7 protein-coding genes are annotated in these 13,576 nt (G+C 62.0%); all 7 read right to left on the reverse strand.

Annotation, left to right across the window (positions count from 1 at the left end):
- Window positions 1-202 precede the first annotated feature (202 nt).
- A complete protein-coding gene (locus tag AC4CWH_RS25240) occupies window positions 203-2,422 on the reverse strand; it encodes a tetratricopeptide repeat protein (RefSeq protein ID WP_491322470.1) in 2,220 nt (739 codons plus the stop codon).
- Window positions 2,413-3,456, reverse strand: a complete 1,044-nt coding sequence (locus AC4CWH_RS25245; protein WP_491322471.1) for a family 8 glycosyl hydrolase — start codon at window positions 3,454-3,456, stop codon at window positions 2,413-2,415. Before AC4CWH_RS25245 ends, AC4CWH_RS25240 begins: the two co-directional genes overlap by 10 nt.
- Window positions 3,453-5,870: a cellulose biosynthesis cyclic di-GMP-binding regulatory protein BcsB gene (locus AC4CWH_RS25250; protein WP_491322472.1), complete on the reverse strand. Its 2,418-nt coding sequence runs from the start codon at window positions 5,868-5,870 to the stop codon at window positions 3,453-3,455. The genes AC4CWH_RS25245 and AC4CWH_RS25250 overlap by 4 nt, the downstream gene beginning before the upstream one ends.
- A complete protein-coding gene (gene bcsA / locus AC4CWH_RS25255) occupies window positions 5,867-8,023 on the reverse strand; it encodes a UDP-forming cellulose synthase catalytic subunit (protein ID WP_491322473.1) in 2,157 nt (718 codons plus the stop codon). Before bcsA ends, AC4CWH_RS25250 begins: the two co-directional genes overlap by 4 nt.
- A 44-nt stretch (window positions 8,024-8,067) precedes the next feature.
- Window positions 8,068-9,108: a cellulose biosynthesis protein BcsN gene (bcsN, locus tag AC4CWH_RS25260; RefSeq protein ID WP_491322474.1), complete on the reverse strand. Its 1,041-nt coding sequence runs from the start codon at window positions 9,106-9,108 to the stop codon at window positions 8,068-8,070.
- 394 nt (window positions 9,109-9,502) lie between these two features.
- On the reverse strand, window positions 9,503-10,189 hold the full coding sequence (locus AC4CWH_RS25265) for a DUF2161 domain-containing phosphodiesterase (RefSeq protein ID WP_491322475.1): 687 nt from the start codon (window positions 10,187-10,189) through the stop codon (window positions 9,503-9,505).
- Window positions 10,190-10,321: 132 nt separating this feature from the next.
- The gene (locus AC4CWH_RS25270) at window positions 10,322-13,504 is read right to left on the reverse strand and encodes an efflux RND transporter permease subunit (RefSeq protein ID WP_491322476.1); all 3,183 of its coding nucleotides are present in this window, start codon (window positions 13,502-13,504) and stop codon (window positions 10,322-10,324) included.
- Window positions 13,505-13,576 lie beyond the last annotated feature (72 nt).

The following is a 13,576-nucleotide window of genomic DNA, read 5'->3' on the forward strand; positions in this document are numbered from 1 at the left end:
AGATGATTGGTATTGCAGTTCTCGCAGGTATTGGCGTCGCCTACCTCTTCTTGACGGGAGCCTTCCTGTAGCCATTACTGCAGCGGCAGCCGGATTTCCTGTCGTGAATGAGCGCTGAGCCGGCCACCCCGACGGGATAGGGCGGCGACACCGGTTGGCAATCCATTCCCAATGTCCCTGCCCCCTTGGACGATACCGGGCGTCAGCCGCCCCGGTCGTTCATCATTGAGCGAATTTCTTCCGCGCCACGGATGGCGTCCTTGTTGCCGGTTTCCGCCAGAACCTCGAAGATCTGGCGCGCGCCTGCGGGACTGCCCAGTTCCTGATAAGCATAGGCACGAAGCACCATGAGATCCGTCGTCTCCGTTTTCAGTGCAGCGCGCTGATCGAGATAGACCAGTGCTTCGCGGTATCGGCCGGCCTGAAACGCCGCCAGCGCACGATTGCCGAGGATGGACACTTGCAACTCGACGGCACGGGCCGGACGCTGAGGCGCCTTGGTGGCGGCAACGGCGGCATTGTCTGTGAGGCCGAGGCGCAGATAGGCGAGTGACTGCCCATAGGCGGCATCTTCCCGAATGTCGGCGGAGGGGCTGTCCAGCGCGGCCTCAAACGCCTTGACCGCTTCCAGCGGACGGTTGAGATCCATCAGGCACCAGCCGTTCATCAGGGTATTGTCGGCAGCCGTTGCCGACGAGACGCCCGCCCGGGCGCCGCAGGCGGGGCGACGGCCTGCGGGTCGCACTGTCGTCGTCCGCGGCAAGACGACAGCTTCCTCGCGTCTTGCCGATGGTTGGCGCTCCTGCGCCACCGTTTCGACCACCCGTTGGCGCGGCGCCTCCGTCGTGACTACGGGCGGGACCTGCGCCAATGCCTGCGGCGTTGTCGCCTCGCCGGCATCCGCGATGCGCTGGGAGCGGCCGGCCCATTCCTTCTGGATGGCAACGACACCCGCGCGGTCGTTGAGGCTTTGCCGAACGATCAGCAGGCCATAGGCCGAAGGTTCGTCGTCCGGTTTCCATTGCAGGGCCGTCTCGAACCACTGTATGGCCGTCTGCGGCTGGCGAAGCGTTTGCGCATACCAGCCCAGCTGCTGGGCGGCCGGCACGTATTTGGCAGCAATCACTTCCATTGCGATGCGCCGAAGAACCGGTTCGGCAATGACGGGCGCCGGGTTGAGGGCGAGCAGATTGGCAGCCGCGGCAAGATAGGTCGCCTTGGCATCGTCCGAACTGTCGCGCCACTCGAACATGATGTCCTCGGCCTCCATGGGCAGGCCCCGGGCGATCAGCACCAATGCAAGCCCCTGTGACGCGGAAGCGGATGGCTCCTTTTCTCTGGAGGCGCGAAACCACTTTTCGGCATTGACCATATCGCCGCGGCGCTGGAACAGCCATCCCAGCAGCAGGCTGTCGGCCGGCAACTTGTCGCGCTCGGCAATGGTTTCCAGCCTCTGCACATCCTCCGGCGCCACGTCCATCCTGTTGTTCTTGTTGGCATCGGCCACGAAACGGCGTGCCAGAACGTCCCTCAGTGCATCAAATTCCGGCTTGCCATCGGGCAAGGGGCGCTCGAACGCCAGCAGCGGGCGCAGATCCGCCGGCGACAGCAACTCGGCTGCTTTCTGGACCGTCGCGGCGCGTTCCTGGACGTTTTCGCATTGCTTCAAAATATAGGTATAGGCGTCGACGCCGCGCTGCGGACGGTCGGTGCGCACAAAAGCCTCCGCGATGCGCCAGAGCACATCGACATCGCTGCAATTGAGCAAGTTGGGATTGTTTGCCCCCAGTTCGATGACGGTGGCATATTGCTTAAGGTTGGAGGCGTTCACCAGACGACCGCGGGCCTCCGCCATCGCAAGGCGATTGAGCAGATCCGCCGGCGGCGTCCAGCCCGGTTCTGCCGCCTGCCGCTCGATGATGGCCTGGCGAATTTCCGGATACCGGGCCTCGGCATAAAGCTTCCACATCGCTTCCAGCTGCGGATCGCCGTTGCGCGGCACGGCAAGCGGATCGTCCGGCGGGGACCAGTCCGGATAAAGACTGCGCAGACGGGCGATTTCCACCTTCAGCCGTGCCGTGTCGCCGCGGCTTGCGAAATAACGCAGGGCGCTGAGATCGGGTTCGCTGGCAGCGTTCTGCACCGGCGAAACGGGGCGCTCCCTCTCCGTACGGCCGTCCGATGGGGAAACGGCCCGCCCATCCGTTGCGGTCGCGTTCGGAGCCTGCGCCAATCGCGGCCCCGTCTCGACGCCAAGCGCTTCTTTGGCCATGCGCAGCCGACCCTGCCGCTCCACCGGAACCAGCGATTGCTGGGCGCTGTCCAACGGGGTGGGCGAGGCAAGGCATGCGGTTGCGGGAACAAGAACGCCGATGGCCAGGATCAAGGCGGGAAAGGACCGTTGCGCAGGTTTCAGAGACATGCGGGCTGTTCCTCCCGGAGAAATGCAAGTGACAGAAGCTGGAGTGTCGAGGGATAATACAGCTCCGGCTGAAAGGCCTGTACATCTGCCGGAACCTTTGTGCCGTTCGCCACGCAATCCAGCAGGTTCACGATGATCCTGTAGCCATTGTCGGAGAGCAGATCCACGGGCTGTCCGGTGGCCAGATTGATCGTTGCCATCGGCCGACCGGAGGGGGCAATGGCGCCCATCAGATGGCGCAAATAGGCAGCATCGCCGAGACCGGCCCGCGCGACATAGAGCGGAATGCGAATGGCGTTATACGAAAATTCAGGCGTAAAGCCGGCCGCCGGCTGCGGCACTCTTTTCAGGCTGACCCATTCGGCCGGGAGCCTTGCCGACCCGAACGCCAGGGACCGCAGGAGTTCGATACCGTCATCGCTCAGGTCCTGCCATTTTGGCGAGGGCGCCAGTGCATTCATCACCGGAAAGGCCTCAAAGATCCAGTAGGACGGATTGATGACGGGACCGTCTGCCCGCTCCCTGGCGGAAAAGCCGATGGAGCCGGGCATCAGCAGGGTGCGCCCGCCCTGCACAACCACGGCATTCTGAAGCAGGGCCTGCGCCATGCGCGTGGCCGTGGCGATATAGGTGGAATTGCCCCAGGCGGCGCCCGCCAGCGCCAGCGAATAGGCAATCAGAAGGTCGCCATCCGTGGCATTGTTGGCATCGGTCACATGCGGAGTGGCCGAAGGATCCCATTTCCACACCGCCAGCCCGTCGTCGCGCAACAACATTTCGGAACTGGTAAAGCGCCAGATCAGCTCGAAATCAGCCCGGTTGCCGGCCAGATAGGACAAAAGCAGGCCATAACCCTGCCCTTCGCTGTGGCTGATGCCGCCATTGCCGTTATCCACGATGCGGCCGCCGCGATCGAGGAAACGCGCTTTGTAAAGGCTCCATTCCGCCGCGTTCACAGGTGCTTGCTGCGCGGCCGCCACCTGGGCAAGCACGAGATACAGCATTGCAACAGCCACAGAAAACCAGTGTTTCATGATCGTCTGCCCATTCTCGAGAGCATCAGCATTGTCGCCAGCCCCAGAAGCGAGCACAGGACCACCACAACGGCTGAATAAAATAGAATATTGGTCGAGAGCCAGTTCGCCGCAACCAGCCGGTAATTGCTGAAAGATGGAGCAACCGTCTGGACGAAAACGATATCATGCGTCGGCCGATTGGTTACCTCATCGATCTTTGCCCGATAGGACGTCATCCGGCCGTTCAGCAACTGCCATTTGTCCTGTTGTGCCAGGCCGACTGCCCCCTCGAGCAGTTCAGCCGGCGTCGGGGCAACAAGCGCCGTCCAGCGTGCCGTCTGTTCGGGGCTCTGACCCTGTCCAATCAGCAGCGTATCGTTGGATGAGGGCTGGAAAACCTCGTCCTGCTCGGGGAGCAGGCTGAGAGATTCCAGCGATATGTCGAAGCGCCGGCCAATCCAACCGCGAAGGCGACCCAGAGCATCGGTGATCTCCCCGCCGCTCACCTGCTGGCGCCATTTATCCATTGCATCGGTCGTACCGACATTCTGGGTGGAAGGTCCGCCCATCTGCGGTCGCCAGCTGTTGACCGCCGATGGCGAAACTCCGATCTGCGTGAGAAGCTTCGGCGGCATCTGGGCGATCGTGCCGACAAACAGTGCCGGCCGCTCGCCAAGCGCCTGGGCCGCCGAGACCATTTCAATCTGCGACAACCGCCCGGCCGACAAGGCCAGCTTGCCGATGAAGGTTGCCGCCGCACCCAGCGTGTCGGCCTCCAGATGATCGATCGACAGCAGAAGGGGGATTTTGGGATCGGGGGAATAACGCCCGACGCTTGCAATGCCTGCAAGGGTCGGGCTTTGCCCGAGCCGCGCAAATTGCGGCATCACCCATTGCGAACTGTCGAACAGGGCAAAGCGCGGGTTCTGCCCCGCCGGTGTGCCCGGCATGCAGGCGACATCCGCGTCGGTTTCCAACGCCACTTCGATCCAGATCTCGTTCACCCCGGCGCGGATGTGCCGCAGCGGGATCTTCACGGGCAGCTTGCTGAAGACACCGCCGGTTGTCGTCTTGATCGGCAGGGTCGATGCGATGTTGCCGTTGATGTAGATGTCGATATGGCTGCCCGGCTTGACCTCCGGGGTGAAGGCCGCATCCAGCAGAAGCGTTGCCTCGCCATAGGCGCTTGCGTAAAAATCCGGGGGAATGGCGATATTGAAGCTCGTGCGCAGCCGGCGTCCGCTGAATTCCACCGTCTGCACACCCAATTGCGACAGCGGCAGCGTCTCGCCGCCCACGAGAATGGGGGCAGCAGGATCCTTCCAGCGTTGGGTGTCGATCACGTCGCGCGGAACGGTAACCGGCCGATCGACGGAGGCAATGAGGGTTTCTATGGCTGAGCCGATGGCTTCCCATGAAGGCCCGGAAATCAGCAGCAGACGACCGCGATCCTCGCTTGCCGGTAGAACCGTTGCAATCGCTGCGGCACGCGCCGTCTCCGGCAGATCCGGAACCAACGGCTGCAACTCGCTCCACGTGCCGATGATCATTCCCAACTGGCCGGGCGCCGCCGTCAGGTCTGCCCCGGTGGTGAACTGGAAGGACTGGTTGGGCATCGAGCCGAACAAGGACACGCCCTGAACCAGCCGCATTGCGTGGGAGGTCGCATTGGTCTGGCTAAGCCCCGGCATCCAGATCTTGAACTGGGTCCGTCCCGTCTCGTCGACGCCGACCGCGCGGATGGCCTCGGCCACAGACAGCGGCGTCATCGTGTTGCCGGCAAACGACAGGTAGGTCTCCTTCGGATCGATTTCCGTCCAGAGATCATAGGTGGAGCGGATATCGCAGTCGGTGCGGTGGCGCTGCGAGGCGATCAGTTCAATGCGGTTGACGCCGGCCTGAAGGATACCGGGCGCGATATCCAGGAGCAGAGAGGTCGGCGCATCGGCAGCCGCGATCCTCTCTTGCGCAAGCGGATGGCCGTTGATGAGGACCTGCAACTCCGACACTTCCGGTGCGATAACGACCGCGTTGCGAAAGGTGAGCTTGAGCTTTGCCGGCGTGCTCACCTCCGCGTCCATCAGATAGACGCTCCAGCCGCGCTGATCGTATTCGCCTTCCAGGACGAGGCTCGCGCTTGGCACGAGATAATGGCGCGAGACAGTCTCGGCTGGCGCAGGCGCTGCAGAAAGCGGAGCCTCCACCGGCGCGGCTGGCGCAACCGGGACCGCCGGTGCCGGCATCTGGGGGACAGACGGTTCAGGCACCACTGCCGGCCGTGGCCGCGACTGCAGCGGTGGAATGACGGGAGCGGCAGGAGCAGCCGGCCGCTCCGGCGACATGTCGAACAAAGCAGGTTGTGCGCGCGCACCGGCCGTCAGCGCCAGAAGGCAGCCCAGCATCGTCAGAAGCAATTTTGGATGCCTGGTCATTGCGCCGTCCCCCTCAGGCCGCGGAACAGATAAAGCAAACCGCGGCTCATCTGATACATGGCCAGGCCGAGAAACCAGATCGTTCCCCGGATGAGCCCCGGATTGCGGCGCCGGCCGCGCTGGAATTCTTCCCACTGCGCCGAGTTGGCAAAGAGCAGATCGGCAATCGAGCTTCGGTCCAGCGCATTTTGCGGCTGATACTGACAGCCAAGAGTTGCGATATCACCACTGGTCTCGATGCTTCGGACCTTGATTGGCAAATGCACGAGATCAGTTCCGCCGCCATGCGGCTGAAACCGGATTTCCGCATTGGTGTCCTGTCGCAGCGCGCTGAGGTCGCGGCCAAAGGCCTGCAGGCGAAGGCCGCCGACGGATACGTCCTCGATGGAGGCCGGATACCAGTTGTCGTCAAAGCCGAGTTCGCAGCGCCGGCGCACCCGGAAACGCCGTGAAGATGCCCGGTCTTTCCGTTCGGACACGACACCGAGCGCACAGCCGGCAATGATCAGGTTCAGGAGGTTCCAGCCTCCGACCACCAGCAGAACATCGGCGTTATAGGGCTCGGTATAGATCCGATAACCGGCAATTCCGAGCGCGATCAACAGCCCGGCGAAGATGATGAAGAAAGGCCGGCTGAGTTCGGACAGGCGGTCGGAGGACACGTTCTCGTCCTTGGCCGTGACCTTGAACGTCGGTCTGGTCGGGTTCAGCATGACCGAAATGACCGCCGGAAGCAGATGGACCGTCTGGATGTATTCGTAAAGCTCGGAGATCCACGGCCAACGAAACGCACCGTAGAGGTAGTTCTGCAGCATCAGGTTCACCACCATATAGGCGCTGGTATAGGCCAGAAACTCGCCGCCGGATGCGGTGAAGATCTCCAGGTCGAACAGGATGTAGAACAAGGGCGCAAAGAGGAAGGTCACGCGGGTGAACGGAAACAGCCAGAACAGCGTGGACGACATGTAGCAGAGCCGCTGCGGAAACGACAATCCGCGCTTCAGCAGCGGAAAACGGAAACGCAGGATCTGCATCATGCCCTGCGCCCAGCGGCTGCGCTGACCGATAAAGCTGGCGAATGTCGCCGGTTGCAGGCCCGCGATCAGCGGCTTGTCGACATAGATGCTGTTCCAGCCGGTGCTGTGCAACGCAAGCGCCGTCTCGCAGTCTTCGGTGATGCTGAGACCGCTGAAGCCATCGGACTGCTTGAGCGCCTCGCGCCTGAGAACGGCAGCCGAGCCACAGAAGAAAGCCGCATTCCATTTGTCGAGCCCGCGCTGGATGATGCCATAGAACATCTCGTTTTCGCTCGGCATCGTCTCGAAGGTCTGCAGATTGCGCTCCAGCGGATCCGGGTTGATGAAGAAATGCGGCGTCTGCACGAGGAAAAGCTTCGGGTCCTTGTCGAAATAACCGACGGTTTCGCGCAGGAAGTCACGGGCCGGCGCATGGTCGGCGTCAAAGACGGCAACCAGTTCGCCCTGCGAATGCAAAAGGCCATTGTTGAGATTGCCGGCCTTGGCGTGTTCGTTGCGCTCGCGGCTGAGATAGTTGATGCCAAGGTCGGCACAGAGTGTCACGAGCAACTGGTGCCGGGAAATGGCGGTTTCTGCCTCGCGCACGTCGGTCGCATGTTGCTTCTGTTGCGTGCTGCCATCGTCAAGCAGCCAGATCTGCAGCTTGTCTGCCGGGTAGTCCATGGCCTTGGCGGCCGCCAGCGTATTGGACAGGAGATCCGCCCCTTCGTTGTAGCTGGGCACGAAGACATCGATCGTCGGCAGATAGTCGGGATCGACTTCGGGCGAAGGCCGTGGCGGCAAGGGCATGGCGACGATGAACAGGCTGAGACCCAGCATGACCACGCTGTACATTTCGGCGAGGTAAACCAGGATGCCGGGAATGAAGTTTTCGAGCTGGCTGATCGGCGGAATGGTTTCAGTCGTGCGCCAGAAGACGTAGCGCAGCACGATCGAGGTTCCGAGTGCCAGCGTGATCAACCGCCAACGGCCGCCGGCTGCCGTGACCTTCAGGATGCCGAGCATGACCACGACAGTAAGGCTCAGCACCAGCTGCGTCTGCATGCTGACCGGCAGGGTGACGACGGCAATGGTGAGCGCCGAAATCAGCGCCCAGGGGATGATGCTGGAGGCCATGCCCTTTGTGTCCCTTCCGGATGAAGTGTTCATGGACTGCAACTTTACTTGTTATTGGCGGCGCAGGCGGCGGCGGTGGCGGGATCAAGGCAATGCGGCGAAGGGACGTGGGCGGCAGGCGCTGCCACCGCGGCGGCAGGGGGGGCTGCCACCGTGGCGGTGGGGGTTGTTCTTGTGGCGGCCGCGGCTGGCGCCATCTGCGGCTGCAGGGCCGGGCCAGCGCCAAGTGCCGGGCCGGGCCCGGGCACGATGGGTCCGGGTACGATGACCGTGACAGGGCGCAGCTCCGGCGCTGCCGGGGCAACCACGGGCGCCAGAGGTTCCCGGCGGACAGGTGTGCGCGTGACGACGGGCACTTGCGGGCGATAGCCGAAGGAATAGGAGGCCGGAACGACGTCTGCTGGTGGCAGAACCTGCTGCCCGACATACGCAAAGCTGTCAGGCACCGGCGCGGGCGCCCCATATGGGTTCCATATCTGGCCCTGGAATGTGCCGGTAATGGTGTAGCCATACATGAAATTGAGAAGTTCGCGTTCGCTGGCCGTGCGATCGCAAAGCCGCGCCCTCACCTGGATCATGCCGAAGTCACGCCCCATGCCGCTGCCCGTCGGGCGCGACCGAATCTGCTGCCATCCGAACAGGCAGGTGTCGCCGGCGGCACTTTTGCCGGAGGCGTAGCCGATCGGTCCATAGGCGTTGCGCAGGAAGTTGTTGGAGACCGTCAGGCGAACGCCCGGGATGGCACTGATGCGTTCGCTGCGCAGGCTGCTTTCTGTGATCGTCTTGTAGCCGAGGCTCCCGGTCTCTGCCGCGCTGCCGCCGTTATAGCGAATCTTGAGGTAATTCTGCCCGATGACGGATGAAGACGTGGCCAGCCACACCGTCTGCTCAACGCCATTGCCATAGGCGTTCGCAACCACGCCAACCATGGCAAGCCCGCCGGGCGGCGGCATGATCAGGGCCTTTTCGGGCGCGACGAGTTCTGTCGCCGCCGGCGTCTTGACAGCAGCCGTCGTCTGGCAACCGGCAAGGGTTGCACACAGGAACACGCTCTCCATAGCGCGACGAAAAAAGACCGCCCTCATCACATAGTTATCCCGAACCAGCATCCACGGGCACTTCGAATCATGAAGCAATTACCAACCAAGCCACGTAGAGTACTGTTTGGTTAACAAAGCCTAAATTAAGGACTCTGTGATGATGATGCATATGTTTTATCGTATGTCGATGCGCCAAAATGAGCACATCGCAAGTCTATAATGTCGGGTCGCTATGATTAAATATGGTGCATGCCACCAGGCACCGATCTGTCCAAGACAGGCCCTTTCCATTGCGACCGCTGCCATGATTGGCGCCTTGCGCAGGCCGAGCGCCCCTCGATCAAAGCTGAAGGACATGTTTCAATTCATGTCACCCGATTTATCTGAGGGATGACTGCAATGTTCAACCGGACATGACGAGGTGACGACGAACGGATGGCTACTGGCCGGCACTTATGCCGCCTGCCGTTGTGATGGCCGGCTGTGGCCATCGCAACAGGGCTTCACGCCCGGCATCCGACAAGCCGTAGACGCCGCGGCCCATGCGCTCGAACCAGCCGTAAACATTATCGAGCAGGATTTTTCCGGCATCGGGCAGATGGGCGCGCACGTCGCGCACCCGCATCGGCCCTGCCGCAAGGGCGGCGGCGCATCCGAGCGCCTGCTGGCGGTAGGCGGTCATGACCGGCCTGCGTGTGCTGCCGCCGAGCACAGGATCTCCGCGACGCTTTTGATGCTCGCGCACGATCCTTGATCGCCGTTTGGGATCGGTGCGCGGCATCGGGGTGACGGAAGCGACGATGATGCTGACATCGCCCGTATCAGACACGCCGAGCATGCCGATGCCGAGCCGGCGGCAAAGATCCCTGTAGCGCTTGTCCGCCTCGCGGCCTCGTCCTTTGGCCGAGATCCTGGCTGCGATCCAGACCTCGTCCGACACGGCCGCCCGGTCCACCGCCTGCAGGATAAGCTCCAGATTGAAGCTCATCTTCAGTTCGCACACGACAACGACAGGCGGATCTTCAGCGCTGAGGCCGACGAGATCGCAACCGGCAACCTCTCCTTTGACGACATAACCGGCCGCCTCCAGAAAGGTTTTGACTGGCAGATACAGCGAGGTTTCCATCAATGGGCTTCAACTCCGGCAATGCCCATGCTCATTACAGCGAGCGGCGCCGCAGCGATACCCTGCTGCGGCGCGTATGCTTCATGCGGTCATGGGGCTCATGGTCCGTGACCGCCTCGCCAGCCGTTCGCACTATTCTCCGGCGGCAAGCGCATGATGTTCCTCAGCATTGTGCTGGGTCAGCGGACGGTTGCCGGCCAGTTTGCGCACCAGAACATAAAAAACCGGTGTCATGAAGATGCCGAAGAAGGTGACCCCGATCATGCCGGCAAAAACGGCGATGCCCATGGCAGAGCGCATTTCCGACCCGGCACCGGTGGACACGACCAGCGGTACCACACCCATGATGAAAGCCATCGACGTCATCAAGATCGGGCGAAGGCGCAGGCGGCTGGCCTCGATGGCGGCCTTGACCGGTGACTGGCCCTCGAATTCCAGCTCGCGGGCAAACTCCACGATCAGGATGGCGTTCTTGGCCGAGAGCCCGACAAGCACGACGAGACCGATCTGCGTGAAGATATTGTTGTCACCCCCTGTCAGCCAGACGCCCGTCAGGGCTGCCAGAATACCCATGGGCACGATGAGGATGATGGCAATCGGCAGCGTCAGGCTTTCATATTGCGCCGCAAGCACGAGGAAGACGAGGAGCAACGCCAGCGGGAAGATGATCACGCCGGAATTGCCCGCAAGGATTTGCTGATAGGTAAGATCCGTCCATTCGAAGGTGATACCGGGCGGCAGGGTTTCTGCCGCAATGCGTTCAACCGCTGCCTGTGCCTGGCCGGAAGAATAACCGGGCGCCGGCGCACCGTTGATATCGGCTGCGAGGAAACCGTTATAACGCGTCGTGCGCTCCGGCCCTGCCGTCGTTTCCACCTTAAGGAGCGCCGAAAGCGGGATCATCTGGCCCGACTGCGAGCGCACCTTCAACTGGCCAATATCTTCCGGCTGCGAACGGAATTTCGCATCCGCCTGCACCCGCACACTAAAGGTTCGCCCGAATGCGTTGAAATCGTTCACATAAAGCGAGCCAAGATAGATCTGCAGCGTATCGAACACGTCCGTCACGGAAACGCCGAGCTGCTGTGCCTTCACCCGGTCGAGATCGGCATAAAGCTGCGGCACGTTGATCTGGAAGCTGGAAAACTGCCCCGTCAGTTCCGGTGCCTGATAGGCCTTTGCCAGAAAGGCCTGCGTTGCTTCATTCAGCGCCGGATAACCGAAGCCGGCGCGATCCTCGATCTGCAGCTTGAAGCCGCCGGTGGAGCCGAGGCCGTTGACCGGCGGCGGCGGGAACATGGCAATAAAGGCATCCTGAATGCCGGCGAACTTCTGGTTCAGCTGCATGGCGATGGCATTGCCGGAAAGTTCCGGCGTCTTGCGCTTCTCAAAATCGTCCAGCACGGCGAAAACGATGCCGGAATTGGAGCCGATGGTGAAGCCGTTGATCGACAGACCCGGAAACGCCAGCGCATTCTTGACGCCCGGCTGTTGAAGCGCAATCTCGCTCATCCGCTTGATGACGTCTTCGGTGCGGTCGAGCGAGGCGCCATCGGGAAGCTGCGCAAAGCCGATGAGATACTGCTTGTCCTGCGCCGGCACGAAGCCGCCGGGCACCGTGGTGAAGACGCTGTAGGTGGCACCGACAAGCGCGAGATAGACGATCATCACGAGGCTCTTGCGCGACAGCAACCCGCCGACGCTGCGGCCATAACCGTTGGATGCGGCACCGAAGACACGGTTGAAGCCGCGGAAGAACCATCCCAGCACCCGGTCCATGCCGCGCGTCAGCCAATCCTTTGGCGCATGGTGGTCCTTCAGCAGAAGAGCCGCAAGGGCCGGTGACAGCGTCAGCGAGTTGATGGCGGAGATGACGGTCGAAATCGCGATCGTCAGGGCAAACTGCCGGTAGAACTGGCCGGAAAGGCCGGAGATGAAGGCGAGCGGGACGAAGACGGCAACCAGCACCAGCGCAATGGCGATGATCGGCCCGGACACTTCACGCATCGCCTTGTAGGTGGCATCGCGCGGAGAAAGGCCGCTTTCGATGTTTCGCTCGACATTTTCCACAACGACGATGGCATCGTCGACGACGATACCGATCGCCAGCACAAGGCCGAAGAGAGACAGTGCATTGATGGAAAAGCCGAAGAGATACATGACGGCAAATGTGCCGACGATCGAGACAGGAACGGCAATCAGCGGAATGATCGAGGCCCGCCAGGTCTGCAGGAAGAGAATGACGACGAGCACGACCAGCGCGACGGCTTCCAGAAGCGTATCCAGCACCTTGTCGATGGAGGAGCGCACGAACTCCGTCGTGTCATAAACGATCTCATAGGAAATGCCTTCCGGCATCGCCTGCTTCATATCCTGCATGGCAGCCTGCACCGCATCGGAAATGGCGATCGCATTGGAGCCCGGCGACTGGAAGACGGGAATGGCAACCGCCGGGCTGCCATCGAGCAGCGAGCGCAGCGTATAATCGGCAGCCCCCAGTTCGACGCGCGCGACATCCTTCAGGCGGGTGATCGCGCCGTCAGTGCCGGTCTTGACGACGATTTCGCCAAATTCTTCCGGCGTGCTGAGGCGGCCTTGCGCATTGACGTTCAGCTGCAGCTGCGTACCGGCGGGGCTTGGCGAACCACCGATGATACCGGCAGCCGCCTGGACGTTCTGCTGGCGAATGGCATCTGGAACGTCGGTTGCGGCCAGCCCGTATTCGGCTGCCTTCTGCGGATCGACCCAGACACGCATGGAATAATCGCCGGCGCCAAAGATCTGCACCTGACCGACACCATCAATACGGGCCAACCGGTCCTTGATGTTGAGCGTTGCATAGTTGCGCAGATAAGTGAGGTCGTAGCGGCCATCCTTGGAAACGAGATGCACGACCATCATGAGGTCAGGCGAGCTTTTGATCGTGGTAACGCCGAGCGCGCGCACTTCTGCCGGAAGGCGGGGTTCCGCCTGCGACACCCGGTTCTGCACCAGCTGCTGTGCCTTGTCCGGATCGGTGCCGAGCTTGAACGTCACCGTCAGCGTCAGCACACCATCTGATGTGGCCTGGCTGTTCATGTAGAGCATGTCTTCGACGCCGTTGATCTGCTCTTCCAGCGGCGTTGCCACCGTCTGGGAAATCACGACGGGATTTGCACCGGGATAACTGGCGCGCACGACGATCGATGGCGGCACGACTTCGGGATATTCCGAAATCGGCAGGGCGCGCATGCCAAGAAGGCCTGCAACGACGGTGAGGACCGACAGGACGGCTGCAAAGACGGGCCTGTCGATAAAGAAGCGGGAGATATTCATGGGTTTTCCCCTCGGAAATTTGGCACAGGCCGAGCGTGCAACCGGCCCAGGGGGCCGGTCGCGCCGGTGATC

This window comes from Neorhizobium sp. PAMB6716, from assembly GCF_058242805.1.